This is a genomic window from Paenibacillus naphthalenovorans (assembly GCF_001465255.1).
Classification (GTDB): Bacteria; Bacillota; Bacilli; order Paenibacillales; family NBRC-103111; genus Paenibacillus_G; species Paenibacillus_G naphthalenovorans.
This window is the reverse complement of the sequence record NZ_CP013652.1, coordinates 2,900,911-2,925,948: the sequence shown is the minus strand read 5'-3', so window position 1 is coordinate 2,925,948 and position 25,038 is coordinate 2,900,911. Positions and strand designations below refer to the sequence as shown.

The following is a 25,038-nucleotide window of genomic DNA, read 5'->3' as shown; positions in this document are numbered from 1 at the left end:
TTACGGTTTGTTACGATTTAAAAAAACGAAAGCGAAGAGAAACGATATGGCACACGAGTATATCCGAATAAAGGAAGAATTGGAGAGACAAATGGAGTCCGGTGAGCTTGTCGCAGGAGAGAAACTGCCTTCGGAGCCGGAAATGGCCCGCAGATTCGGTGTAAGCCGTGAAACGTTCCGTTCCGCAGTAAAGCAGTTGGAACGGGAAGGGAAGCTTCGCGTCAGCAAGGGGATCGGCCGCTTCGTCACGCGGCCGCAGGATTCGATCCCCAGCAGCTTGGACCGTTTGAGCTCCACATCGGAGATGATCCGTTCTTCCGGTTTAGGGGAAGGCGAGTATCAGGAATCGATTCGAACGGTTCCATGCGAACCGGAGTGGGCCGGCTTTCTTCATATCGAGTCCGGCGACCCGGTTGTCGTCAGCGAGAGAATACGGACGGCCGGTGGAGAGCCGGTATCGTTCAATATCAATATTTTGCCTTACGCCATTTCAGGGGAGGCATTCAAGCGAAGGCGATTGCACGGCTCCTTAATGCGTTTTCTCGAAGAGGAGTGCGGCATTCGTATTGTCAGCGCCAATACCGAGCTGATCGTACCGGCGCCATCCGACGTCCATGCGGCCAAGCTCAGGCTAACGGAAGAAACGCCCGTACTTCTGCTGAAGCAAACGCACTACGACGAGGATTTTCTGCCTGTCTTGTTTTCGTACGATTATTTCCGCAACGACGTGTTCAAGTTTTGGATCAAGCGCACCCGGTAAGGGGCGCTTTTTTTGGTTGCGTCACAAAAGCCGTACGGTTTGGGTACTTTTACTAATTCTTCACATCTATTTGACACTCTGCTAATAATCTCTGAGCATAATGTGATTAGTGGGTGTCTAGACAACAATCCATTAAAAAAGGTCTAAGGATGGGGAAAATGAGAAAAATTCGAAGCCTATCAGTTGTATGCTTGCTCACTGCGGCCATGCTGTCCGGCTGCGGACAAACGGCGCCTGCGGCGTCGACAACCACTTCCGGTACGGAAACGAAACCGGCGGATACGCCCAAACAGGCGGAAAACAAACCGCTTCAAGTCAGCTTGGCGGTTGCGGGCGACACCGTTATGACGGATCTGATGGAAAAAGCTGTCGCCCCCGATTTCAAAAAGAAATATGAGGGAGCCGAAGTGGCGGTGGTCGGAACAGGTCCCGGAGATGCGGGATCGCAAAAAATTGTGGAAAAGCTGAAGGCGCAAAAAGACGCAGGCAAAAAAGAATGGGATATCGATGTAGCCATCGTACACCAAAACCTGATGAAGCAAATGATAGATAATGATTTGCTGGACAAATGGGTGCCGCAATCCGCCAATAAGCAGTACGTGACCTCTTCGGACAGCAAAAACAGCCTCGGTACGAATGTGGAGGGATATGTGATCCCGATGTTCCACAGCCAAGTGGCGATTGCTTACAATCCGGACAAGGTGAAGCAGCCTCCGGCCAGTTTTGAGGAATTGGCCGCCTGGATCCAGGCGAATCCCAAGCGCTTCGGCTACAACGGTATCAAGAACGGCATGAGCGGAGTAGCGTTCACGACCGCTTACGTCTACTGGAAAACAGGCGATTACAAAACGTTATCCGAGGGTCCTTACAATGCGGAGCTGGAGAAAAAATGGCCGGATATCATGAAGGAGCTCAAATCGCTGCCCGCGACCATCACCAACGGCAATAACGGTACGCTGGATATGCTGAACCGGGGCGAAATCGATATGGGCCCGGTTTGGGTCGACATGTTCTATACCTGGATAGACGAAGGACGTTTGAATCCGAACCTGAGGCTTAAGGTGATTGAACCGGGTCTGCCTGGCCAGCCGATGTACGTTGTGATCACGAAGAACGCCAAAAACAAGGAAGCGGCATTGGCCTTCGCCGATTTCCTTACATCTCCCGAAATTCAGGCAAAATATATTGTGGATAAAAACAGCTGGTACCCCGGTATCGACGCGAATGCCGTCATGGCCAACGTGAGCGAGCAGGGAAAGCAAAAGCTGTTTAAAGACGTCACGGCGGAGGATCTCAGCAAACGAGGCCAATCGTTTCCGATCTCGCAGTTCTTTACGAACTTGCAGTCGGCTTACGAAAAGAATTGAGACGGAAATCAGGGGTGCAATGGATGAAACTTGAAAGCAGCACGCCATCTTGGTTTAGCCCTGCTATCATTCACCGGTTGGCGGGGGCGGCGCTTGCCGCTCCTGCCGTCGGTCTTGTAGCTGTGCTGTTCGTCTATCCTTTTGTTCTCTCCGTGGCGGCGAGCCTGAGGACAGACCAGGGGGAATGGACGACAGCCCATTATCGGGAAGCCTTCGCTTTATACACAGGAGATTTGTGGTATACGTTATGGGTCTGTGCGGTCAGCTTGCTTTTGCTCCTGCTGGTATCCGTACTTCTCGGAGGCGTATTGCGTTTGCATGCCAGTCCGTTTATCGAGTTTTTGTTCAAAATTCCGCTGTTTGTTCCCTTTGTGGTGGTGGGCCATGCAATGCGCGTTTTTCTGGCTCCGCACGGAACGCTGAATTCGATGTTCATGTCGCTCGGGTTGTTCAATCCGGATTCCCTTCCTTCCATCGCTTTCAATACCGCCGGCTTAATTCTGGCCTTAGTCTGGAAAAATATCGGGTTCTCTCTGCTGCTCGTCATGGGTGCGTTCCGTGCCGTAAATCCGAGCTATTTGGAAGCGGCCCGCATTGTAGGGGCGGGGGGCCTTCGATTGATAAAAGATATTCTGGTGCCTATGAGCACGGGCTCGATCGGCGTCGTTGCCGTTCTGACGTTCACCTCGATGATGGGCAGCTTCTCCATTCCGGCGATGATGGGCAGCGGCAGCCAAATGCTCATGATCGATCTTTATTATCAAATGGTATATCAGCACAACAACGGAGTAGCGAATGCGCTCGGCGTGCTGTCTTATCTTGTTTCCATGGGTGCCGCCATCTATTACGTCAGGAGAGTGGCCAAAGTATGAATTCGACTGTTCAACCCGGAGCTCTGCCGTCGTCTTCCGGCGCTTCCCGGCTCGTTTCCGGCTATGGTCTGCTGCAAATCGCTCTCAGGCTGGTCGCCTATGCAGCCGCATTGTTCGTGATATTGGGGCCGCTGACAAGCCTTCTTCTGTGGTCGTTGGCGGAAAAATGGTTTTGGCCTCATCCGCTGCCGAACCAATGGGGCCTGCTCTATTGGCGGAAAGTATTCGAAGGAAAGATGCTGCAGTCCCTTATACTCAGCTTTGAAACGGCGCTGCTCGTCACTTTGCTGTGTCTTCTGGTGTCGGTACCGCTCTCCTACATCATCGCACGCTGCCGGATTCCGGGACGAACCCTTCTTTTGCTGCTGTTTTTGCTGCCGCAGGCGTTTCCCCAGCTCCCGGTATTTACGAACACCATGGTGCTCATGTACAAATGGGATCTTGTAGGAACGCTGACGGGCGTCATATTGATTCATCTGGTAGGCGCCGTTGTCTTTTCGGTGTGGACCATGGTATCGGTGTTCCAGTCGATCTCGCCTGCTCTTGAGGAGGCGTCCATCATGCTGGGAGCGTCGCGGCTGTATACTTTTTTTCATATCGCGCTTCCGCTTTCCCTGCCGGGCATGATCGCTTCCTCCTTGCTCGTCTTCCTGTATTCGCTTGATGAATTTACGGGCAGTCTGCTGATCGGCGCGCCGTTCATGGTGACCATGCCTATATTTATGTACAATGCGGCGAACGGATACGAGATGCAGGTGGCGTCCGTGACGGCCATTCTGCTGATGCTTCCCGGCATCGTATTGCTCCTGCTGCTGCAACGATTTATGAAATCGGAATATTTGAGTGCTTTCGGGAGGGTATGACCTATGCAGATCCATATTCAGGGCTTGACCAAAAACTATGCCAAAAGCCGCGGCATCACAGGTATCGATCTGCTGCTGCCGCAGCGGGGATTGACCGCTATCGTGGGTCCGAGCGGCTGCGGCAAAACAACGCTTTTGCGCACATTGGCCGGGTTCCTTCAACCGGATAGCGGAAGCATCCATTTCGGCGAAAGGGATGTGACGAGGGCAACCCCGCAGGAGCGGGGGGCCGCGATGGTGTTTCAAAACTACGCGCTGTGGCCGCACATGTCGGTGTTCGACAACGTGGCTTACGGCTTGAAGCTGCGAAAGATTCCCCCCAAGGAGCGGGAGGAAAAGGTATTTGACGTCTTGCGCCGGGTGGAGATTGATCTGACGGAGGTCCGCAAGAGAAAGCCTCAGCAGTATTCGGGAGGGCAGCAGCAGCGGATCGCCCTGGCTCGGGCCCTCGTTGTGCAGCCGGATCTGCTGCTGATGGATGAACCGTTGTCCAATCTGGATGCGAAGGTGAGGCAGCGGCTTCGCGTGGAAATCCGCAGCATCCAACAAGCCTTCGGCATAACGGCGCTGTATGTGACGCATGATCAGGAAGAAGCGTTGTCTATGGCGGATTATGTGGTCGTGATGAATGAAGGACGGATCGAACAGGCGGGTACGCCGGAAGAGGTATACCGCAAGCCGGCGACCTATTTTACCGCTCAATTTCTGGGAGAGAGCCATACGCTTCAGGTGATGCGGGACGGGAAGCGCAGCAGGCTGGTGCTGCGTTCGGATGATGCGAAGCTGATACCGGTGAACAGCCATGAGGAACGGGGAGCAACCGGCGCTGAAGCTCATCTTCCGGCATCCGGCGGACTGCCGCAGGTCCGCCGGGAGGATGGCGGCGTATTGTTCCTCGGTGAAGTAAAGAGCCGATTGTTTGTCGGCTCCGCTTACCGGCACATGGTAACGGTTAACGGACAGACCGTATTCGTTGACGATGAAGCTGCGCAGCCGGAGGGAACCTATTGGATTCGTATACCGGACGACAAAGCCTATTGGTTTGAAGAAACAGAGGAGAGAAACGAAACGGGAGGCAAGGAGAATGCGCAGGGAGATGAGGATAAGGAGGTGCGTTCGGCATGAAGGCTGAAGTGCATTGCATCCAGGTCGGATGGGGAGATGCGCATTTCATTCGTCTGCCGTCGGGCCATTTGACCTTAGTGGACGGCGGGGACTTGCCGGAGAATGTACCTGGGGGGGATACGGCTGCCGGCTGGATGGATCGTTGCGGAGAGGAACGGCTTGATTGTATGATCCTTACGCATTTGCATGACGATCATTTGAACGGTCTGTTGGAGGTGGCCAGGCGCAAGCGCGTATTGGAAGCCGTCCTGCCCTACAAGCCTTTCGTGCTGCCGGAATCGATTTTGGCGGGCCGGGAGCGGGAAGACCAGACCGGGCTTGTCTGCCGCTTGCTGGCCCGTTACCTGGAGCTGGTCGCTTTGCTTCAGGAGAATGGAACGCGGCTGATATGGCGGGACGGATATGGTCAAAAGGACCAGGCGGCCATTTGGCATCGGGAGGGCTATACGTTTGAGCAGCTGCATCCGCGGCAGGATGACCCTCTTCCGGCTTGGGCCGCCTTGACCGAAGCTTTGCTTGCATGCCGCGATGAGATCGGCGCGGCCGGGGCAGGTTGGCTGGAACGTTTTCATCAACTGTCCAACCACGACAGCTCCGTCTATCTCTTGACGCGTGATGAAGCGTCCGGGGACGGCGGCGTTCTCTTCGGCGGGGATTTGCTGGAAGAAGGCTGGAAAAGGCTGGCACAGCGGCTGCAGCTCCGCTGCAGGGTATGGAAGGCTCCACACCACGGTGTAAACGATGCCTTCAACGCCGCAACGCTTCGCTTGACCCGTCCGGAGGTCGCCATTATTCCGATTTGTTCCGAACGCGCCCAGGCGCTTCAAGCCCAATGGACCAGCTTGGCATCGGAGGAACTGGGTCAGGATGTGCAGCTGCGGATCACGGGAGATGTACCTCCGGGGACGTCGAAGCTCATCACGGATGGGGATATTCTTGTATATATAGGTTAAACCCATCAGGGAACCTTCCTAACGGGTGGCCCTCCCATATCACAGCCCCCTTGCTGCCTCGTCCGGATGACGGAGACTGCAAGGGGGCTTATATGCCGGCAAATATCCTATGGTTCATCCTGCGGCTTCCTCACCGTTCGTTTGTCACTCAGGGCTGCCCGTTTGAAACGGTTTTACCCCGTCGTCGTCCTGGCTCTGCTGATCGGCGTCATGCTTGCGCCGCTTCGCTTCCTGCAGCCATCGCAAGCGGTAGCAGTTCATGCCTACTTGCCCGAGCTCATCCAGCAGACCATAGTTGGCCCATGCTCCTACGAAAGCGCCGATACCGGGAACCAGCTGAAGCATTTTGCGAAAGTCGAGCGTATCCCGGTACTCCTGCTGCAGCTGCCGCCAATTAATGTACTGGGCGTAGGAAGCTTCGGGGGGCAGTGATTTCACGGTCTCCGGCCATTCCAGAATCGTTCGGAAGAGGGCCGGTTTTTTATTTTGGCTGGAAAAAGCGATCTGAAACACATAAAGGATAAAGAGCCGCTCCCGGTAATCCAGCGTCGAATGTCCGTAGATATGAGCGAGCTCGAACAGAAATTTCATCTTGATGCCGATGAGGATAGGAAAATCGGCGATTCCCAGCAGGATACCGCCTGCACCGGCGCCGGCGCCTTCTGCGGCCGCCAGCTTTTTGTAAAAGGAAATCTTCTCTTCGGCCTGGTGGTCGCGCATGGCCAGAGACATGAACGACAGCGGTTCATTCTTCGGAATGTAATCCATACTGAAGAGAGCGGTTTGGACAATGCCCTTCACCGCAGTAGTGAGCGTTGTATGGACTTTTTCCGGAATGACCTGATTTACGCGCGATTGGACCGCCCTGGACGTCTTTTCCAGCATCCCCGGAGGCTTGAGCAGTTCCTTTTCCCAACGGATCAGCTGTTTTTCCATCTGTTGTTCGTAAACCGTCAACTCATGTTTCATGGCAATCCCCCGCTTGAGGTAGGAATATAGCAATACCCGTTATTAATTATACGCTATAATAGAGAAAAAAAGGAGTTGGTCATCGGATGGTTTGCCGCTGCCGCTGGGTCAATGAAGATCCGCTTTATATCCAATACCATGATGAAGAATGGGGAGTGCCTGTTCACGACGACCGGAAGCTGTTTGAAATGCTGATATTGGAAGGGATGCAGGCGGGGCTAAGCTGGTATACGATGCTGAAAAAAAGAGAACGGTACCGCGAAGCGTTCGACGGCTTCGACCCGGCCATCGTAGCCCGCTATGATGAAGCGAAGCTGGACGAGCTGCTTGCCGACCCCGGTTTGATTCGCAACCGCCTCAAGATGCGGGCCGCCGTTACCAATGCGCAGTCGTTCCTCAAGGTGCAGGAGGAATTCGGCAGCTTCGACCGTTATATTTGGAGCTTGGTCGGCGGAAAGACGATACGCAACGCTTGGCGTTCGCTTCAGGAGGTGCCCGCCAGCACGCCCGAATCCGATGCGATGAGCAAGGATTTGAAGAAGCGGGGCTTTACTTTTGTAGGGTCGACGATTTGTTATGCGTTCATGCAGGCTGTCGGCATGGTGATGGATCATACGACGGACTGCTTCCGTTATGAAGAGGGGGAGCGGGGCGTGTAGCTTGGTTTCTTGCAGCCCCGGGCTTCTTCGGCAAGAAAAGCCCAGGGCTTTCTCTCTCCGTCGGTCAGACAGTGCTCGTCTGCGCGCATTTCCTGTATAGTTGCCTATTTTTAACAGTTTGTATGACGTCCTTCTAGGTGAATGCATATGTTAGCAATGACTAATTGCGAAGGTTTCATCGTAGCATGAAAGGTCATTACGGAATATAGGAGGACACATATGAAAAAAGTGAGCCGCCGGAGTTCCGGCAAAGTCAGGCCGACACAAGGAAAACGGGTTGATGCGCTTACGAATGAATTGAGCTGGTTGGATTCGGGAGAAACGGCACGGAAGGAAGAAGCCGGCTTGAGCTCTTCTGCACCTGGACGCGTCAGGGAATCGGAGTCCGCTCAACCGAAAACGTTGCCGCCCGTCTCGAGGCGCCCTTCCTTGAAGCTTTCATCCCCGCTATCATCAGGCGCTATCATTTATACGGACGATCTGGCCGACGAGTCGGTAACATCGGAAAAAATAGCCCGCTATGCCGTGGACGGATCCAAAATTAAACGCGGCAGCATTGCAAAGGACCATATTTCAGATTATGCGGTAGACGGTACGAAATTGTCTAATGGCAGTGTAACCCAACAAAAGCTGGCCCCCGGAGCGGTAACAGAAGAGCATCTGGCGGCCGGCGCGGTTACCTCGGATAAGATCCAGGACCGTGCGATCAGCGGTTCGAAGCTTCAAAATAACAGCATCACGTCAGACAAATTGGCGGATAAAACGATCGATGCCATGAAGATCGCCGAGCATTCGATACACACCAAGCACTTGGCGGACGAAGTCATAACGGAAGAGCTGATTCAGAATCAATCCATCACATCCGATAAAATCAAAAGCGGCGCGATTCAAACGATTCATATGGCCAACGGGGCCATCAATGTATCCAAATTGGCTGATGAGGCGGTGACCACAGAAAAGCTGAGGGACCAGTCCGTGACGTCCGCCAAGCTGGTGGACGGGGAAATCACCTCCAGCAAGCTGGCGGAGGGGGCGGTGACGGAGGAGAAATTAGCGCCATGGAGCGTTTCGTCCGAGCATTTGAAGATGCACTCGATTGTTAACGAGCATTTGACGGCAGGGCTTGTTCGAAGCGAACACATTGCCGATAAGCAGATTCAACCCAATCACATTTCGGACGGAGCGGTGCAAAGCGTCCATCTCAAGGACGGTGGGGTGACTTCCGCGAAGCTGTCCAAAGGGACTGTACAAGGAATTCATCTGCAGGAGGCGGTCATTGAGGCTAAGCATATCCAGCAAGGGGTGATTGAGAACCGGCATTTGTCTCCGCGTGTGGTCACCGGTGATAAATTGGCAGCCTCCAGCGTCGGCGTATCCCAACTGATCGACGGGGCCGTGACTGCCGAGAAGCTTGCCGAGCAATCGGTCAACTCCCGTAAACTGGCGAAGGCTTCGGTAAAAGGCGAGCATTTGACGCCCGGGACGGTAGGATCGGCGCATATTGCCGATAAAGCGGTGATTTCGGGGCATCTGGCGGAAAAAACCGTCGCAGCGGAACACCTTCAGGACCGTGCTGTGACAACGGAGAAGCTGCACGACCGCTCCATCACTTCCGAGAAGCTGAGCAACGGTGCGGTGCAGCAGCAGCATTTGCAAGAGGGAGCCGTTCATACCGGACATCTCTCGAATCATAGCGTAACGACCTCCAAAATATCCAGCGAATCGGTATCCACGGATAAGCTTACGAATCTGGCAGTCACAACGGCAAAGCTGGCGCATGCCAGTGTGACTTCGGAAAAGCTTGCCAAGGAAGCGGTGCAGGCGGATCATCTGTCCCCCGGATCGGTTCAGCATGTGCACCTTGGGACAGGATCCGTGAAGGCGCAGCACTTGGAGGATGGCGCGGTGAGGACGGAGAAGCTGGCCGAAGGCGCCGTGACGGGACTTCAAATCGCAGATGGAGCCGTGAGCGCCTCACATCTGGCCGAAGGCGCCGTCGACGGCCGGAGAATCGCTGCAGGCGCTGTGACATCGGAACATCTGGCTGAACGCTCCGTAGGACAGGAACATCTCACTGCCGAAGCCGTAGGTGAAGAGCATTTGATGTCCAATGCGGTAACGACGGAAAAGCTGGCATACGGCGCAGTAAACGGCAGTCGTCTGGCTTGGGGAGCTGTTGCAAGGGAGCACCTGACCCCGGGGGCTGTCGGCCCAACACAGCTCGAGCCTGAGTCGGTAGGTGAAGATCAGCTGAGTCCGCAGGCGGTGACCAGGGAGAAGCTGGCGCCGGGAGCGGTGGACGGGAGCCGTCTGGCCGCGGGTGCCGTCGTATCGGAGCATCTGGCTTCCGGTGCCGTCGGCTCGGTCCAGCTTGCCGCCGGAGCGGTAGGCGAAGCGCAGTTGGAGGCGGAAGCGGTGACGACGGAGAAGCTGGCGCCGGGAGCGGTGGACGGAAGCCGTCTGGCTGAAGGCTCTGTCGGCTCGGAGCATCTGGCCCCCGGTGCCGTCGGCTCGCTTCAGCTCGCCGAAGGGTCGGTAGGCGAAGAACAGCTGCAACTGCAAGCTGTGACGACGGAGAAGCTGGCGCCGGGAGCGGTGGACGGAAGCCGTCTGGCTGCGGGCGCCGTTTCCTCGGAGCATCTGACCTCGTATTCCGTCGGCTCGGAACACCTTACTTTCTATGCCGTCGGTGAGGTGCATTTGATGCCGGAGGCCGTGACCTTGGAGAAGCTGGCGCCCGGCGCGGTGGACGGGAGCCGTCTGGCCGAGGGTTCGGTCGGCTCTCAACACCTGACACCCGGAAGCGTCGGTCCCCTGCACCTCGCTTCGGAGTCGGTAGGTGAAGAGCAGCTTCAGCCGCAGGCCGTAACGGCGGAGAAGCTGGCGCCGGGAGCGGTGGTCGGCAGTCGTCTTGCCGCGGGCTCGGTAACATCCGAGCATCTGACCCCGGGCGCCGTTGCTTTGAAGCATCTCGCCGTCGATGCGGTTGGCGAAGCGCAGATAAGGCCGTATGCCGTGACCACGGAGAAGCTGGCGCATGGCGCGGTGGTCGGCAGCCGGTTGGCCGAAGGCTCGATCACGGCGAAGCATCTGACCCTGGGCTCTGTCGGTCCGGAGCACCTGGCCGAAGAAGCGGTTGGTGCAGCCCAGCTGGGTGCGGAGGCGGTGACGACGGAGAAGCTGGCGCCCGGCGCGGTGGACGGCAGCCGGTTGGCTGAAGGCTCCGTTGGTCCGGAGCATTTGGCATTGGGCTCTGTCGGTCCGGAGCACCTGGCTCCTGAAGCGGTCGGCGAAGCACAAATCGGACCACAGGCCGTCACCGCGGAGAAGCTGGCGCCCGGGTCGGTCGTCGGCAGCCGGTTGGCTGCGGGCTCTGTCGGTTCGGAGCACCTGGCTCCTGAAGCGGTCGGCGAAGCACAAATCGGACCGCAGGCCGTCACCTTGGAGAAGCTGGCGCCTGGCGCGGTGGACGGCAGCCGGTTGGCTGAAGGCTCCGTCAGTTTCAAGCATTTGACGTCGGGCTCTGTCGGCTCGGAGCACCTGACCGAAGAAGCGGTCGGTGCAGCCCAGCTGGGTACGGAGGCGGTGACGACGGAGAAGCTGGCACCCGGCGCGGTAGACGGCAGCCGGTTGGCTGAAGGCTCCGTTGGTCCGGAGCATTTGACCTTGGAGTGCGTCAGATTGGAGCACCTGGCTGCAGGATCGGTCGGTGAAGCCCAACTGGGTACGGAGGCGGTGACGACGGAGAAGCTGGCGCCGGGAGCGGTGAACGGCAGCAGGCTGGCTGAAGGCTCTGTCGGCTCGGAGCATCTGACGTCCGGTTCCGTTAAATCGAAGCATCTGACGTCCGGTTCGGTTAAATCGAAGCATCTGGCAGTCGATGCCGTGGGTGAAGCCAATTTGAGGCCGTATGCGGTGACGATGGAGAAGATCGCGCTGGGCGCGGTGGACAGCAGCCGGCTGGCCGACGGGGCCGTCACGTCGAAGCATTTGGGCGATGAAACGGTGGATGGATTCCATATTAAGCAGGAAACTATATCCGGATATCATCTGATCCCGGGAACGATCTCTCTGCTTCATTTGGAACCTAAGCTTCAAACGCTGCTGAACGGACTTTCCGTTAGAGAAGGAAAGCGGGAGACGAAGGGGCTTGCGGATAAGAAGCCTGCTGCTGAAATTCGTCCGGAGGAGGAACGTTTGGCCCCGAATCCGGCCGAGAACAAAGCGGAGGCTCCGGCAAAGGAATCAAACGAAAAGTCCGAAAAGGAGCATACCAAAGAGCCTGCGGCAGAAGGAACGGAAAAGCCGAAGAGCGACAAAATATATTTGCATGCGATCGATATAGAGACGGAGAACGATAAGGAAAATGCGATCCTGGACGATAAGAACGAACGGCAGCATCCGTTGTTTTTCCCCGCACCGGAAAGAAAGCTGCTGACCACTTCGCAGCAGTTCGGTCTGAGCAGCTTCTCTTTCTCCAGTGAAACGGAAAGTGCGGCCATTCCCGTCATTTTTGATCGGCCGTACGCTGACGATAACTATGTTCTTGTCGGAACAACGAGCCACCCCGGCTGCTACGCCGTGATCCAGAGCAAACAGGATAGCGGTGCGGTTATCGAAGTCGTACGATGCAATGTTTCCGGCGAGTTCCAAGGGGTTGTCAACTGGATTGCCATCGGAAGCGTGTATGAATAAATCAATACAGGCTTGTTCCCGGCAGGAGCAAGCCTTTTATACGTCTCGTGCCTCCCGGCCTCTGGGTGGAATTCCGCTTGTTCCGGCATTTCGCTAAACTCAGTCAACGATCCGCTTTGCCGGCGTGAGGGCGATCGACTTCCTTGCCGGAGGTAAGAAGATGTTTGGCGAAAGCCATCGGATTCTCGTAGGAGGCTTTCCACTCTTTCAGCATACCGGCGTTAAGGAAGCTGTATCGCTGGTCCTTCCCGTTGCATTCAATGAACATAGGGACACCGTCTGTGGTCAAACCGATATCCAGTCCCAGGTCGGCCATGCAGGGGAGGCTTTGTCCCAGCTGATCAGCCACGCTTAGGGCCAAATGATGGATACTCCGTATCACTTCTTCGTGTGTCAGGTGGGGATATTCCTGCTGCAAAATCTCCTCCAACCGGTGAATCGTGCTGCCCTGGGATACATTGGTCAAAAATATCCGGTCTGAAGCCACTTTGGCGACGATTCCTGTAATTTTCCATTCGCCCGCAGCTCCTCGTTGGACGGCAACCCTGAGGTCGAACGGACGTTTCTTATAGGTTGCCAGGGCGACACACTGCTGAACGATATATTTTCCGTTTTGCAATCTGCGGCGCAGGACGGGGGGCAGTTTGAGGCCGTTGAATACAATCGAATGCCATTTGGTATTGCGCACATGAAGTGTGGACGGATAAAGCAATTTCCACTTTTTTTGCGTGCGGGATAATTTCATGACTCCGCGTCCCTTGCTGCTTCGGTCAGGTTTAATAATGATGGAATCAAATTGTTTCATCATCGATTTTACATTGGCGGGGGTGGCTTTGCGGGTCCGCGGCAAGTAGGGCTGCAAGCCGGGGTTTTTCATCAGCACATTGTGAATGAAGAGCTTGCCGTAACGGTTCCAAGAGTTAAAGAGCACCCTTCCTTCATCGGACCAGCTTCGAAGTGTGCGGAATTCCTTTATACCGTTATAAATGGCGCGATTATGAATGACTTGAGGCATAGGGACGACAGCCAATACAAATTGGTCGTCGTCCGTTTGTACATAAGCTTTAATCCAAGCCTTTCCTGCCTTATAATCACGGATTCGAAAAAAGCATGGCGTAATCCCGAATTTCTTGCCCGCCTCTAGGTAATAATCGATCCTCTCGTATTTGGTTTTTCCTAAAGGTATTCCAGCGTACATCACATCGTTGACGAGGATGCCTACGTAGGGAGGCAGCATGGCTATCACTCCTTTGTCCCCGGATTCGGACTAATACTTGACCATACAGCATATGTGACCGGGGGAAAGGGGGTTTGGACAGGTATCGTAGGCATTTAATGGGATCGTACATTGAGCATGCGGATTGACGTGAAGTAAAGTACAGAGAGGCAATAAAAAAACTATTCCTTCGCAGAAATAGTTTGAGGACGGTAATGAACCAGCGTTTGGTTGATCCACGGTTTTTGAGGGATTCCGCTGGTTTTTTTTCGTATTTTGATTCCAATCATTTTGACTGCAATCTGCCTTTGGTACTTGCTGAGCGCTTCCATTTGCTCAACAAGCCTCTCTCCGGCCGGCTCCGTTTTTTCCGCAACGTCCGCTACGCTTTCCAAAATTCTGGACAGCGCACGCTGACTTCGGGCAAGCGAAATTAGAATATGAAGCTTTGTTCGCGCTTCTTCCTCATGCCAGTTCACTTTGAATTTCCTCCGAACGATATTGGATTGATCAACCTGTGATCCCCGGATCATTGGCGCCGCCGCCCTCTTGGTCCCCTAAAAGAGCCTGAAGGTTCTTCGAAAGCGCCAGCTCCATTTTGGTCAAACCGTCAATGACTTCCAGCAGATGATCGTGGATTTCCACGGTTTTTGCAACCTGCTCACCTTGATTTTCAAATTGCATGGAGGATATGTGATGGCAAAGCCATTGGCTTGAACGGGAGGCTTCGATAGCTTTTGCTTCAAGAATTAGCGATATATTGAACTGTAATCGGGAAACGGATTGCAAGATTCTGTAATAAGAGTCCTCTCTGCTCATGGTTACCCTCTTTCCATTATCAACATACGTTATTCTTCCCCGTCGGAGCTTCGCTGTTCTTTCATGATCAAATTCAAATTATCCCCAATGGCGTCGGACAGATCGGCAAGGCTGTTCAGATAGGCCGCAACGTTTTTGGTGACAAGCAGCGAACCTTCCATCAATGCCGGAATATCATCAAAAGTCGGGTTATACTCGGGAATTTCATGAACGAGCTCGGCCATCCGTACGGCGACATGCCTCTCCGACTCCAGAATTTTCGACATTTCCCAATGCGAGGAGGCCATATGTTCGATAATGCTGGTTGCTTGCTGATGCATCATTCATCCTCCCTTATAAACAAAATTATGCCATAATATATGCTGCTTCGGTAAACGGGAACATTGGCATTGGCCCAGCGGAATCGCAGCTTTCGTCCATTTTGTAAAGGAGAATGTTCCAAATGAAGGTCCCTTCGCGGGGGAAGGGACGCTATTTGTATATCATATGGCAGTGTTTATCTTTTGCTCAACGGTTCCTTCCATTTCAGGAGCAAACCTCCATGTACAAAACCTCCTCCGAAGCCGTACATAAGCACCTTGTCGCCTTCTTTCAGCAAGCCCTGCTTGATCCCCTGATGTAAAGCGAGAGGGATGGTCGCGGCCGAGGTGTTGCCAAAATGCTCGATGGTATGCAGAGTTTTTTCCAACGGAATCCCCGTTCTCTCGCATACGGACTCGATGATCCGGAGATTGGCGCTGTGAGGGATGAACCAATCCACACTGCCGCTGGACAGACCGGCTTGTTTAAGCAGTTCGGCTACACCTTTGGGCACGGTCTGTACGGCGAACTTATATACCTCCCGGCCGTTCTGCACCAGCTTGCCGCCGGCGTTTACGGGTACCCCGTTCAAGGAGGAGGCGATGCCGGTCCGGTACAGGTGCACGCCCCCGGTGCCGTCGGAGCCGAAGGTGGAGGCGAGCCAACTCGCTTCCGCCCCTTCGGCATCCCGTTCCAGCAGCACGGCTCCTGCTCCGTCGCCGAACAAAATGCATGTCGTGCGGTCCGTGTAATCTGTTATTTTGGATAAGGCGTCGGCGCCGATCACGAGCGCCTTGCGGTGCAGCCCTGACGCAAGCATGCTTCTGGCCGTATGCAGGCTGTAGATAAACCCGGCGCACGCGGCGCTGAGATCGAACGCGAGTGTCTGCGGAATGCCGAAGTGGGCTTGGACCAGGCTGGCGGTCGAAGGGAAAGTGAAGTCCGGGGTGCTGGTCGAAACGATGAGCAGATCCACGTCATCCAATACGGCTCCGTACCGGTTCACGAGATCCTTGACCGCTTCAATGCACAAGTGGCTGGTATACTCTTCGGGCGCCGATATGCGTCTTTCGCGGATGCCCGTTCGCTGAACGATCCATTCGTCGTCGGTTTCCACCATACGCTCCAGGTCCGCATTCGTCAGCCGGCGTTCGGGCGTGTAGCTGCCAACCGCCGTTATTCTTGGAACGAATTGATTCATGATCACATCACCTCAGTTTATTATATTCACGCTCAAAAAAAATTATAACCTGATATTAGTACTTGGTACCAAAATGATACATGGGCTTTTGCATTCTGTCAATGCGTTTAATACGATAAGGAGTTACAGCTTGTTTTATTATGTTAGAATAGGGGTATCATTCGTTCGTCGATATCATACCGGCAAAATTCAGAGGGCCATACGGCTGTGTCTTAGAGAAGGGACGCCCGATTTCTATGCAGGTTCGTATATCCGTATAGAATGGAATCCAATCCATGCGCGAGCTGTGAGGTGAAGCAGATGAATATGTCCATGAGAAGCTATAAAATATTGACGATTTTACTGCCGCCGCTTATCATTGGAGGCTTTGAGTACATCCGGCATGATTTTTTGTTAGATGTGCTTTCTATGGAAGCAGGCAACTTCTATATGACCCTGCTCACACTTTTGCTTTCTTATTTGTTCGGAACATGGATGTTCGGACGCATTCAAAGCATGAACGTGAAGCTGGCGGAAGAACAGGCCAAACGGGCGGTATATGAGGAGCGGGAAAGGCTGGCGCAGGAGCTGCACGACAACATTGCGCAGATTCTGTTTTTTATGAACGTGCAGTTAAAAAAAGGGCAGCTGGATGAGGCCCGCTCCGCCATATCGGAGATCGATCATCATTTGCGGCAAGCGATCTTTAATTTGAGAACGGCGCCGGAAGAAGGGGCGAGCTTTACTGCCAGACTGCAGACATGGCTGGAGGAGTGGAGCGGCATGAGCGGCATTGCCGTCGATCAGCATATCAGCGTGCCTGAGGATCGCATTCCGCCGTCTGCGGAGGTGCCTCTGTTCTCGATCATCCGCGAGGCGTTTACGAACATCCGCAAGCATTCCCGGGCAGACCATGCTTACATTGAGTTTGTCCTGCAGGAGGACGGGGCAAACTGGAGCTTGAGGATTGGAGATAACGGTAAAGGAACGGATCGTGAAGCGCCGGAGCAGCCTCAACGTTACGGGATTTCCATCATGCGAAAGCGGGCGAAGGAACTGGGGGCAAAGCTGGAAATCAGAACAGCGCCGGGTCAAGGAATGGAACTGCTGGTTACCGGGCCGCTGCGTGAGGAACTGGGAGGGAGAACGTCATGAATTACCGCGTACTGATCGCGGACGACCATCCGCTTGCGCGGAAGGCCGTCCGTACCCTGATCGAGGGCGAGAGCGGCTTCGAGTGGATCGGTGAAGCGCGCAACGGGCAGGAAGCCGTCGAGCTTTGCGGCGAGCTGCTGCCGGATCTCGTACTGATGGATATTCAAATGCCGGTGATGGGGGGGCTGGAAGCAACCAAACGGATTAAACAGCTCTATCCCCATATCCGCGTGGTCATGCTTACGGTATCCGATGACGTGGCGGATTTGTTCACCGCCATCCGCTATGGCGCGCAAGGATATCTGCTCAAAAATATGGATCCGGACGATTGGATCGCCTACCTGCACGGGCTGCTTGATGATGACAGCGAAATCTCCCGCGGTATGGCGGATCGGCTGTTCCATTCGTTTCGTTCGGCGGACGCGAATGTGAGCGATGTACAGCCCGGTGTGCTGTCTCAGCGGGAGTGTGAAATTTTAAGCTGCGTGGCCAGCGGCCAAAGCAACCGGCAAATTGCAGAAACGCTCGTCATCACGGAAAATACGGTGAAAAATCATATCAAGAACATTTTGGCCAAGCTGTCCCTTGACAACCGGGTGCAGCTGACAGCGTATGCCGTACGGCACGGTTTGACACAGATCGGACAAAAAAACGGGCGAAAATAGCCCAATCGAGTCATTCTTTCAAGCGGCGGTTTGTTATACATTACACATGGATATACTGATCGCTAAGAAAGAAGGGATTCCATATGATGAAAAAATGGCATATTATGCTGGTATTGAGCCTGTTCTTATCGCTTATGACCGGAGGACTGGCCAGCGCGCATGTCACCGTGCTGCCAAAAGAAACGACGCAAGGATCTTACGAGAAATTTGCCGTCCGGGTCCCGACGGAGAAAGATGTGCCGACAGTGAAGGTGGAAGTGAAATTTCCGCTGGATGCCGTCTCCATCTCCCGTTTCGAGCCGAAGCCGGGTTGGAGCTATGAACTGACCAAAGACGACAACGGAAAAATTACCGGTGTGATTTGGACCGCAACGGGAGAAGGTCTCGGTCCTACAGAGTTCGGAGAATTTTATATGCAGGGTAAAGTAGCCGACAACGCTACAGCGATCCAATGGAAGGCTTATCAAACCTACAAGGACGGCAGTGTCGTCGAGTGGGTAGGCGCGGAAGGCTCGGACAAGCCGGCTTCCGTAACCAAGGTCAATGCCAAACCGGCAGGGGCAGCCACAGACAGCCACGGCCATACCGCTCCTGCCGCAAATGCCGGCAAAGCTGATTCTGCCGCAGCGCCTTCAGCGTCCGGGGAACCGGCGGCCGGAGCACCGGCAGCCTCCGGAGCGCCGCTGTACTTATCCATTGCCGCCCTCATTCTTGGTGCGTTATCTTTCGTCGTGTCCTTGTCGCGAAGAAAACGCTGATATCGTATGAACCGGTCCGTTTCCAGCATGGGAAACGGGCTTTTTTGTGTTGTAGCGCAGGTCATTTACATATTGAGGAATTCTTATCTGCAAACCAAATCATAAAAATGCGGCCGGAAGGGGATGCTGGTTGTAGACTTGATTATTTAACCAGTTCAGGGGGGATTTGCGAAGATGCTGCAGCGTTGGCGCAACAAGAAAAACGCTTTGATATGGCTCGTCTGCCTGTTCATGAGCCTGACCATCGCAGGCAAGGTTCTTGCGTTCGGCGAAGGCGCACAAGGTCCGGACGTTTATGCGGTTCAAGGGATGTTAAAATCGCTTGGCTATTTTCAGGGTCAGATCAACGGTTATTACGGACCCGATACAGCCAACGGCGTCAGGGTGTTTCAGAAGGCTAACGGACTTCCCCCTACAGGGGCGGTGGATGACCAAACCTTGCAAGCAATCCTCTGGGCATACGGAAACCTGAAAATTCCGAAGAAACCCGCTCCCGCCCCGGGTCCGATGCCGCCCAAGCCGGGTCCGCCGCCTCAGGAGAAGCCGCCCGGGCTTATGCCTGAGGAGCAGCAGATGATCGACCTGATCAACAAGGCCCGGTCCGAAGCCGGGTTGTCTCCGCTTGCCGTCGATTTGGAGCTGTCCAAAGTGGCACGGCTGAAAAGTCAGGATATGACGGACAAAGATTATTTTTCCCACGATTCTCCTACGTATGGCTCGCCTTTCGACATGATGAAACGATTCGGAATCCGGTACCGGACGGCGGGGGAGAATATTGCCTGCAATCAAAATGCGGAGTCAGCCCATCAAGCGCTGATGAATTCCGAAGGACACCGTGCCAATATACTAAGCAGGGACTTCACTCATATCGGCATCGGTATCGTGGAGGGAGGCCCTTGCGGCAAGATGTTTACTCAGCAGTTTACAGCCAAATAACGCCGGCAAGCCCAACCGTCCTGAAGCGTGCGATGCTTCAGGACGGTTTTGTTAGACTGACACAAGCCGCATCATTCGGTTCGAATTATTCTGTAATGCAAGAGGTGATGAATTTTGCATGGAGGCATTTCCATAAAGAGGTTGATTAGTGTAAAATAGGATGATAAACCGAATTTGGAGAAGAGAGGTTGTTCTGTTTTGGCATCAAGGCTGCTGAAGGAATTCAAGGAATTCGCCATCAAAGGAAATATGATCGAGCTGGCCATCGGGGTCATTGTCGGCGCGGCTTTCGGCAAGGTCGTCACATCGATCGTCAATGACGTGATCATGCCTCCGATCGGATTGCTGCTTGGCCGGGTCAATTTTTCAGATTTGTTCATCAGTCTGGACAGAGTGTCGTATACATCGCTCAAGCAGGCTCAAGAAGCAGGCGCGCCTACGCTGAATTACGGACTATTTATCAACAATCTGCTTGACTTTTTGATTGTTGCTTTTGTGATCTTTATAGCCGTGAAGCAGCTCAATCGTTTGCGCAGAAAGGAAGAGAGCAAGCCGGAACCTGAAGCAAATACCAAGGAATGTCCGGAATGCCTCTCCGACATTCCCTTGAAAGCAGTTCGCTGCAAATATTGTACTGCAATCCTTGAAGGGGAAAATGAATTGAAACCGTCCAACTAAGATGACAGTCTAAGGATTTCCATGAGGTGGGGGCAAGGAGTAATTTGCATCTTAAGAAATTATTCAGAAAATCCTTCACATGTTCTAAAGGTGTTTTCGTTAGCCTAGTGTTATCTGTGCAGGGAGGGTTTCGTGCAAATGAATCTCGGTTCGATCGTTCTGGAAAAATTCTTATTTCTAAACAAGTTTATTCAATCTCCCAAAGAGGTAGGGAGCGTAACCCCGAGCTCCGGGTTTCTGGCTAAGGCGATGACCAGGCCGGTGGCTTGGGACAAAATCGAAAGCGTGGCGGAACTGGGGGCGGGGACGGGAGCGCTGACCAAATATATTGAGCAGGCTGCCTCAGGCCGGGTCAAAGTGCTGCTGTTCGAGAAAGAGCCGGTGCTTCGCTATAAGCTGGCGCAAAAATACCCTGCGTTCGCTTGCTATGCGGATGCCTGCGGCATTCAAAAGGCGGTGCGCCGCGAAAAACTGGACGGTTTGGACGTTGTCATCAGCGGGCTGCCGTTCTTTAATTTCCCGCAAGAAGTACGCGATCGATTGATCAAACAAATTATCTCGTCCTTGAAACCGGGCGGAAGCTTCATTGCTTTTCAATATTCACTGCAAATGAAGCCGCAATTAAGGCACTATTTTGATATCGAAACCATCCGGTTCGTACCTTTCAACCTTCCGCCTGCATTCGTATATGTGTGCCGAAAGAAAGCGGATCCGACTTCATGACATACGATACATTGCTTGATTTGATCGGACAATACGGATATGCAGCCTTATTCTTTGCCTTATGGCTGGGAATTGTGGGAATGCCGATTCCCGATGAGGTCATTGTGATGACCGGCGGTGCGGTAACGGCGGGAGGCCTGCTGCACACCATTCCAGCCTTCGTCCTGACTTATCTCGGAGTCGTTTCCGGTCTTACCTTGGGCTATGTTCTGGGGCGCTATATCGGGACACCCGTACTGGATAAACTCAGACGAAAGAAAAACATGAATCAATATATCGAAATGTCTCAACGGTGGAGCAGCAAGTATGGTAGTCTGGCGCTTGTGATCAGCTATTTTTTTCCTGTCATCCGGCACGTGATGCCTTACATTGTAGGACTGAACAAAATGCCGTTTAGCAGGTATGCTCTGTTTTCTTATACGACAGGGCTTTTGTGGACCTTGATTTTTTTCACGGCGGGACGTTTAACGGTCGACCATGCCGCTGAAGTGGGAATGACGATTTACCGGTACGGATTGAATCTGTTGTGGGTGCCTTTTGCGGCCTGTCTTATCTATGTCGTCTTCCGGCTGTTCCTTCGCAAAAAACGAGAGAGAGGCAGCACGATGGTAGAGAAAGAATAAAAAATGGAAACGCACGAATAACCCATCCCTTTTTATGGATAGACCAAACTGTCCATGAAAAGGGATTTTTTTATTTTGATTATAAAAAATGGATCAAAAGTCGTTATTACTAAATTAAAAGTTATACTTTTAACGTTGACAGTTAAAAGTATATGATTTATAGTTGAAACATGTCGAATAAATACGATATTTCTCCAATTGGTACGATGAAAGTACTAAGAAAGTTCTATGAAAGTGCATTCAACACCATCAGGATGCGAGAGGTTTCATGTAAACGCTATATGAAAGCGTTGCATGTAAGCGATACCTTATCAAGGAGGGATGACATGGGGAAGTAAACCATGGGAAACGACCTTATCACTTCTGAATCATTAAGGGGAGGGTAAACCAGATGCCTAAAATAAAGTATGCCTATAACGTACTGGTCTATGCAGGAGAAGAAATCGAACAGAGCATAAAAAGAATCGCGGGTTTTGGGTATGACGCGGTTGAGTTTGTCGGAGAGCCGGAAAATGTAAACGGTTCAGAGATTAAAAGCTTGCTTGAGAAGTACAATGTCGAGGCTTCCTCTATTTGCGCCATTTATACACCGGAGAGAGATTTGGTTTCAAGCAACGAATCAATCAGGAAAAACGCGGTGAATTATGTAAAAGAGTGTGTTGACTATGCCAAATTGATCGGGGCTAAAGGTATTTCTGTTACCCCGACGGCCAATATGAAAATCCACGCTGAAGCGGATATCGAAACCGAGCTGAAATGGGCGGCGGAAAGCATCAGAGAAGCGGGACTGTATGCCGGCGAGCATGGAATTCGTCTGACGGTCGAGCCTTGGAACCGTTATGAAACTTATCTGATTAACCGTTTGGAGCAATCCCTGGCTTTGGTGAACGAAGTGAACCTGCCTAACGTAGGCTGCATGGGCGATACGTATCACATGAACATCGAGGAAGTGAATATCGCTGATGCCTTCCGTCAAGTTGGCGATAAATTATTCTATGTTCATTTTGCCGACAGCAACAGGGCGGCCCCGGGCAGAGGACACATCGATTTCAAGCCGATTGCGCAAGCTCTGGTAGACATCGGATATGAAGGCTACATTTCGATGGAGCTGCTTCCGCCCTTTGCCGATCCGTTCAGCGGCATCCGCTGCGAGGAATTTTACGATCAATATACCAAAGAATCGATTGATTATTTGAAAAAACTGTTTAGCTCGATTGATTAAAGGAGGACTAGAACATGAAAAAGACAATGCAGGCTGCTGTGCTCCATCAGCCGCAAGACATGAGAATTGAAGAAGTGCCTGTACCTGAGATTGCAGACCACGAAGTATTGATTGCGACAAAGCGCTGCGGGATTTGTGGTACGGACCCTCATATTTTCCGCGGTCACTTCCCGGTGCCGACCCCGCTGATCCAGGGACATGAATTTTCGGGTGAAGTAGTACAAGTAGGCTCCGCCGTAAAAAACGTCAAGGTTGGCGATCGCGTGACAGCGGATATTAACATCAGCTGCGGAACCTGCTTTTTCTGCAGGGCCGGCCAAAAACTGTTTTGCAATGAAATTGTGCAGCTTGGCGTGCATACCAACGGTGCTTTCGCCGAATATGTGAAGGCGCCTGCATCTAACGTCTATCTCATTCCTGACAGCATGACCTGGGAAGAAGCCGCATACATCGAGCCGTTGGCCTGCGCCATCCGGGGCCAGGAACAGGCGAAAATTACAATGGGCAGCACGGTGGCGATTATCGGTGCGGGGCCGATGGGATTGGTACACTCGCAGCTGGCCAAATTGAACGGAGCAACGAAGGTCATCATCAGTGAAATGAACCCGACCCGGATCGAAAAAGCGAAGCAGCTGGGTGCCGATCATGTCATCGACGCTTCCAAGCAGGACCCGGTTCAAGCGGTGTTTGATTTGACGGAAGGCCGGGGAGCGGATTTTGTTATTGAAGCCGTAGGTGCTATTCCGACCTATCAGCAAGCGTTTCAAATGGTTCGCCGTGGCGGCGTACTGGTTGTGTACGGTGCAGCTCCTGCACATGCGACGATGGAAATTAAACCGTTTGAAATTTACAGCAAGGAGCTTACGATTGTAGCATCCTATGCGGGAACATACAACACATGGACCAAAGCGATCAACATGATCTCCAGCAAACGCTTCAACCCGAACGATATTATTTCCAAAACGATTCCTCTGGAGCAAGTCGTCGACGGCATCCAGGAAGCGGCAAACAATAAAGACACCATTAAAATTATCGTCGAAATCTCGAAATAATATTCCATATCATAGACAGGAGAATGAGGATATGAAATTGAAGTCTAAGCCACTGGCGCTTGCGATGCTTTCCGGTGCTCTGCTGCTTTCCGCATGCTCTTCCAATTCCGGCGATCAAGCCGGACAGGCTTCCGGCAGCAATGGCAGTGACGGCAAGCAAGTCACATTAAATACGGTATTTCTCGGCTCTTCCTGGGGACAAGCCACTCAAGAATTGGCTAAAGAATACGAAAAAGAAACGGGTGTTAAAGTCAACGTCGAATTGGTAGGCCGGGATGTCATTTATCAGAAGCTGGCGCTGTCCATCGCCGGTCAAGCCAATTACGATTTGTTTAACGTCGATTATAACTGGATTCCGGAATTTGCTTCGACAGGAAGCCTGCTGCCTTTGGATGACTATCTGAAAAAGAATAACGTGGACACTTCGAAATACCTGCCGAGAGCTTTGGCTTTATCGCAGTGGAATGACAAAAACGGATCCTTTGGCGAAGGAGGAACGATCTATGGACTGCCGCAATCGATCCATCCTCAATTGCTGTGGTATCGTTCCGATTTATTCAATGACCCGCAAATAAAAGAGGAATTTAAAGCGAAATACGGTTACGACCTGGTACCTCCAAAGGATATGAAGCAGTTCAGGGATGCGGCTGAATTCTTTAACGGTAAAGAATATAACGGGCAAAAATTGTACGGATGGGCCGCCCAGGCAAGTAAAGGATTCGGGAATGTGCATACCTGGCTGACCTTTATGTACTCGAACGGTGCGGACGTGATTGATTGGAATACGATGACTTCGTCCTTATCCACTCCTCAGGCGATTGAAGCAACCAAAACGTGGGTAGATTTACTGCAGTACTCGCCTCCGGGAATTAACGACTATACCTTTGCCGAAGTAGCGACGGATGCGGCTCAAGGGAAATTGGCTATGGCGATTCACTGGTCCTGGAGCGCTTTTGAAGTAGACAATCCCCAAACGTCCAAAACGGTCGGCAAATGGGATTTCGTGCAAGTGCCGGCTATGAAAAGCTCTACGCCGCATATCGGCGGATGGTCGATCGTAGCTCCGAAATCAACGAAAAATCCGGATGAAGCGGTTAAATTTATGATTTGGCTCGAGAATAAGCAGAATGATGTGCGTCAGGCGACCATGGGTGGAGGAGACCCGGTTCGAGAAGAATCTTATTCCGACCCGGCGTTAACCAACGAACTGATCGAAGGTACCGATGTGAAGAAGTACCGCCGTTATGAAGCACTTCAAGAAGCGATGAAAACGGCCAAGGCCCGTCCGTTCTTCCCGCAGGAAGAAAAGTGGGAGAGTTTTGTTTCCGAATATTTGAGCGCCGCACAATTGAAAACCATGTCTGTAGAAGACGCATTGAAAAAGGCTGATGAAGCCGTCAACAAAATGCTGAAAAAATAGTCGCTTGATCTAGATGAAGGAGGGGGAC

The 25,038-nt window shown here is 52.9% G+C and carries 24 protein-coding genes; 18 read left to right on the top strand and 6 right to left on the bottom strand.

What is annotated here, in order from left to right; genetic code table 11:
• Positions 1-46: 46 nt before the first annotated feature.
• The 6 genes from IJ22_RS14405 (at position 47) to IJ22_RS14380 (ending at position 5,940) form a co-directional block, all read left to right on the top strand.
• Entirely contained in the window at positions 47-760 is a 714-nt protein-coding gene (locus tag IJ22_RS14405; RefSeq protein ID WP_074727100.1) for a GntR family transcriptional regulator, read from the top strand.
• A gap of 158 nt (positions 761-918) precedes the next feature.
• Complete coding sequence (locus tag IJ22_RS14400) at positions 919-2,127, top strand: extracellular solute-binding protein (protein WP_201023559.1); 1,209 nt, start codon at positions 919-921, stop codon at positions 2,125-2,127.
• 23 nt (positions 2,128-2,150) lie between these two features.
• Positions 2,151-2,999: an ABC transporter permease gene (locus IJ22_RS14395; RefSeq protein WP_062409309.1), complete on the top strand. Its 849-nt coding sequence runs from the start codon at positions 2,151-2,153 to the stop codon at positions 2,997-2,999.
• Complete coding sequence (locus tag IJ22_RS14390; protein ID WP_062409308.1) at positions 2,996-3,862, top strand: ABC transporter permease; 867 nt, start codon at positions 2,996-2,998, stop codon at positions 3,860-3,862. The genes IJ22_RS14395 and IJ22_RS14390 overlap by 4 nt, the downstream gene beginning before the upstream one ends.
• Before the next feature lie 3 nt (positions 3,863-3,865).
• Positions 3,866-4,987, top strand: a complete 1,122-nt coding sequence (locus IJ22_RS14385) for an ABC transporter ATP-binding protein (RefSeq protein WP_062409307.1) — start codon at positions 3,866-3,868, stop codon at positions 4,985-4,987.
• Positions 4,984-5,940, top strand: a complete 957-nt coding sequence (locus IJ22_RS14380; RefSeq protein WP_062409306.1) for a ComEC/Rec2 family competence protein — start codon at positions 4,984-4,986, stop codon at positions 5,938-5,940. Before IJ22_RS14385 ends, IJ22_RS14380 begins: the two co-directional genes overlap by 4 nt.
• A gap of 144 nt (positions 5,941-6,084) precedes the next feature.
• Here IJ22_RS14380 and IJ22_RS14375 read toward each other — a convergent pair whose 3' ends face one another.
• Complete coding sequence (locus tag IJ22_RS14375; RefSeq protein WP_082660820.1) at positions 6,085-6,909, bottom strand: EcsC family protein; 825 nt, start codon at positions 6,907-6,909, stop codon at positions 6,085-6,087.
• Positions 6,910-6,995: 86 nt separating this feature from the next.
• On the opposite strand from IJ22_RS14375, the gene IJ22_RS14370 reads away from it, so the two are divergent.
• Both IJ22_RS14370 and IJ22_RS14365 read left to right on the top strand, forming a co-directional pair.
• Entirely contained in the window at positions 6,996-7,568 is a 573-nt protein-coding gene (locus tag IJ22_RS14370; RefSeq protein ID WP_062409305.1) for a DNA-3-methyladenine glycosylase I, read from the top strand.
• 219 nt (positions 7,569-7,787) lie between these two features.
• Entirely contained in the window at positions 7,788-12,263 is a 4,476-nt protein-coding gene (locus IJ22_RS14365; protein WP_062409304.1) for a WIAG-tail domain, read from the top strand.
• 103 nt (positions 12,264-12,366) lie between these two features.
• On the opposite strand, the gene IJ22_RS14360 is transcribed toward IJ22_RS14365, so the two are convergent.
• From IJ22_RS14360 to IJ22_RS14340, 5 genes are all read right to left on the bottom strand, one after another.
• Entirely contained in the window at positions 12,367-13,500 is a 1,134-nt protein-coding gene (locus tag IJ22_RS14360; protein WP_062409303.1) for a YheC/YheD family endospore coat-associated protein, read from the bottom strand.
• Positions 13,501-13,661: 161 nt separating this feature from the next.
• Positions 13,662-13,958, bottom strand: coding sequence for a hypothetical protein (locus tag IJ22_RS14355; RefSeq protein ID WP_054818995.1), 297 nt, complete (start codon positions 13,956-13,958; stop codon positions 13,662-13,664).
• Between the two features lie 31 nt (positions 13,959-13,989).
• A complete protein-coding gene (locus tag IJ22_RS14350) occupies positions 13,990-14,298 on the bottom strand; it encodes an alpha-helical endospore appendage domain-containing protein (RefSeq protein ID WP_054818968.1) in 309 nt (102 codons plus the stop codon).
• 29 nt (positions 14,299-14,327) lie between these two features.
• Positions 14,328-14,621 (bottom strand): nucleoside-diphosphate sugar epimerase, encoded by a 294-nt coding sequence (locus tag IJ22_RS14345; protein ID WP_235594136.1) that lies wholly within the window; start codon positions 14,619-14,621, stop codon positions 14,328-14,330.
• A 173-nt stretch (positions 14,622-14,794) separates the two neighbouring features.
• Complete coding sequence (locus IJ22_RS14340; RefSeq protein ID WP_062409302.1) at positions 14,795-15,799, bottom strand: ketoacyl-ACP synthase III; 1,005 nt, start codon at positions 15,797-15,799, stop codon at positions 14,795-14,797.
• Positions 15,800-16,105: 306 nt separating this feature from the next.
• Here IJ22_RS14340 and IJ22_RS14335 point away from each other — a divergent pair, with 306 nt between their 5' ends.
• The 10 genes from IJ22_RS14335 (at position 16,106) to IJ22_RS14290 (ending at position 25,010) form a co-directional block, all read left to right on the top strand.
• Complete coding sequence (locus tag IJ22_RS14335; protein ID WP_062410995.1) at positions 16,106-16,933, top strand: sensor histidine kinase; 828 nt, start codon at positions 16,106-16,108, stop codon at positions 16,931-16,933.
• Entirely contained in the window at positions 16,930-17,598 is a 669-nt protein-coding gene (locus IJ22_RS14330; RefSeq protein WP_062409301.1) for a response regulator, read from the top strand. The genes IJ22_RS14335 and IJ22_RS14330 overlap by 4 nt, the downstream gene beginning before the upstream one ends.
• Positions 17,599-17,684: 86 nt before the next feature.
• Positions 17,685-18,356 carry a YcnI family copper-binding membrane protein gene (locus tag IJ22_RS14325; RefSeq protein WP_062410994.1) on the top strand — a complete coding sequence of 224 codons (672 nt, stop codon included), beginning with the start codon at positions 17,685-17,687 and terminating at the stop codon, positions 18,354-18,356.
• A 174-nt stretch (positions 18,357-18,530) separates the two neighbouring features.
• Positions 18,531-19,292 carry a CAP domain-containing protein gene (locus IJ22_RS14320; RefSeq protein ID WP_054818970.1) on the top strand — a complete coding sequence of 254 codons (762 nt, stop codon included), beginning with the start codon at positions 18,531-18,533 and terminating at the stop codon, positions 19,290-19,292.
• Between the two features lie 210 nt (positions 19,293-19,502).
• Positions 19,503-19,970: a large conductance mechanosensitive channel protein MscL gene (mscL, locus tag IJ22_RS14315; RefSeq protein ID WP_201023636.1), complete on the top strand. Its 468-nt coding sequence runs from the start codon at positions 19,503-19,505 to the stop codon at positions 19,968-19,970.
• A 138-nt stretch (positions 19,971-20,108) separates the two neighbouring features.
• The gene (locus tag IJ22_RS14310; RefSeq protein WP_062409300.1) at positions 20,109-20,693 is read left to right on the top strand and encodes a class I SAM-dependent methyltransferase; all 585 of its coding nucleotides are present in this window, start codon (positions 20,109-20,111) and stop codon (positions 20,691-20,693) included.
• A complete protein-coding gene (locus IJ22_RS14305; protein WP_062409299.1) occupies positions 20,690-21,316 on the top strand; it encodes a DedA family protein in 627 nt (208 codons plus the stop codon). The genes IJ22_RS14310 and IJ22_RS14305 overlap by 4 nt, the downstream gene beginning before the upstream one ends.
• A 391-nt stretch (positions 21,317-21,707) precedes the next feature.
• Positions 21,708-22,538 carry a sugar phosphate isomerase/epimerase family protein gene (locus IJ22_RS14300; RefSeq protein WP_062409298.1) on the top strand — a complete coding sequence of 277 codons (831 nt, stop codon included), beginning with the start codon at positions 21,708-21,710 and terminating at the stop codon, positions 22,536-22,538.
• A gap of 14 nt (positions 22,539-22,552) precedes the next feature.
• On the top strand, positions 22,553-23,590 hold the full coding sequence (locus IJ22_RS14295) for a zinc-dependent alcohol dehydrogenase family protein (RefSeq protein WP_062409297.1): 1,038 nt from the start codon (positions 22,553-22,555) through the stop codon (positions 23,588-23,590).
• 31 nt (positions 23,591-23,621) lie between these two features.
• Positions 23,622-25,010, top strand: a complete 1,389-nt coding sequence (locus IJ22_RS14290; RefSeq protein ID WP_062409296.1) for an ABC transporter substrate-binding protein — start codon at positions 23,622-23,624, stop codon at positions 25,008-25,010.
• The last annotated feature ends 28 nt before the right edge of the window (positions 25,011-25,038 follow it).

Coding starts and splice junctions, on each gene's coding strand:
- IJ22_RS14300 (WP_062409298.1), top strand. CDS start 21,708: ATGCCTAAAATAAAGTATGCCTATAACGTACTGGTCTATGCAGGAGAA.
- IJ22_RS14320 (WP_054818970.1), top strand. CDS start 18,531: ATGCTGCAGCGTTGGCGCAACAAGAAAAACGCTTTGATATGGCTCGTC.
- IJ22_RS14335 (WP_062410995.1), top strand. CDS start 16,106: ATGTCCATGAGAAGCTATAAAATATTGACGATTTTACTGCCGCCGCTT.
- IJ22_RS14365 (WP_062409304.1), top strand. CDS start 7,788: ATGAAAAAAGTGAGCCGCCGGAGTTCCGGCAAAGTCAGGCCGACACAA.
- IJ22_RS14295 (WP_062409297.1), top strand. CDS start 22,553: ATGAAAAAGACAATGCAGGCTGCTGTGCTCCATCAGCCGCAAGACATG.
- IJ22_RS14305 (WP_062409299.1), top strand. CDS start 20,690: ATGACATACGATACATTGCTTGATTTGATCGGACAATACGGATATGCA.
- IJ22_RS14345 (WP_235594136.1), bottom strand. CDS start 14,621: ATGATGCATCAGCAAGCAACCAGCATTATCGAACATATGGCCTCCTCG.
- IJ22_RS14330 (WP_062409301.1), top strand. CDS start 16,930: ATGAATTACCGCGTACTGATCGCGGACGACCATCCGCTTGCGCGGAAG.
- IJ22_RS14375 (WP_082660820.1), bottom strand. CDS start 6,909: ATGAAACATGAGTTGACGGTTTACGAACAACAGATGGAAAAACAGCTG.
- IJ22_RS14405 (WP_074727100.1), top strand. CDS start 47: ATGGCACACGAGTATATCCGAATAAAGGAAGAATTGGAGAGACAAATG.
- IJ22_RS14380 (WP_062409306.1), top strand. CDS start 4,984: ATGAAGGCTGAAGTGCATTGCATCCAGGTCGGATGGGGAGATGCGCAT.
- IJ22_RS14360 (WP_062409303.1), bottom strand. CDS start 13,500: ATGCTGCCTCCCTACGTAGGCATCCTCGTCAACGATGTGATGTACGCT.
- IJ22_RS14385 (WP_062409307.1), top strand. CDS start 3,866: ATGCAGATCCATATTCAGGGCTTGACCAAAAACTATGCCAAAAGCCGC.
- IJ22_RS14370 (WP_062409305.1), top strand. CDS start 6,996: ATGGTTTGCCGCTGCCGCTGGGTCAATGAAGATCCGCTTTATATCCAA.
- IJ22_RS14350 (WP_054818968.1), bottom strand. CDS start 14,298: ATGAGCAGAGAGGACTCTTATTACAGAATCTTGCAATCCGTTTCCCGA.
- IJ22_RS14340 (WP_062409302.1), bottom strand. CDS start 15,799: ATGAATCAATTCGTTCCAAGAATAACGGCGGTTGGCAGCTACACGCCC.
- IJ22_RS14395 (WP_062409309.1), top strand. CDS start 2,151: ATGAAACTTGAAAGCAGCACGCCATCTTGGTTTAGCCCTGCTATCATT.
- IJ22_RS14290 (WP_062409296.1), top strand. CDS start 23,622: ATGAAATTGAAGTCTAAGCCACTGGCGCTTGCGATGCTTTCCGGTGCT.
- IJ22_RS14310 (WP_062409300.1), top strand. CDS start 20,109: ATGAATCTCGGTTCGATCGTTCTGGAAAAATTCTTATTTCTAAACAAG.
- IJ22_RS14400 (WP_201023559.1), top strand. CDS start 919: ATGAGAAAAATTCGAAGCCTATCAGTTGTATGCTTGCTCACTGCGGCC.
- IJ22_RS14325 (WP_062410994.1), top strand. CDS start 17,685: ATGAAAAAATGGCATATTATGCTGGTATTGAGCCTGTTCTTATCGCTT.
- IJ22_RS14390 (WP_062409308.1), top strand. CDS start 2,996: ATGAATTCGACTGTTCAACCCGGAGCTCTGCCGTCGTCTTCCGGCGCT.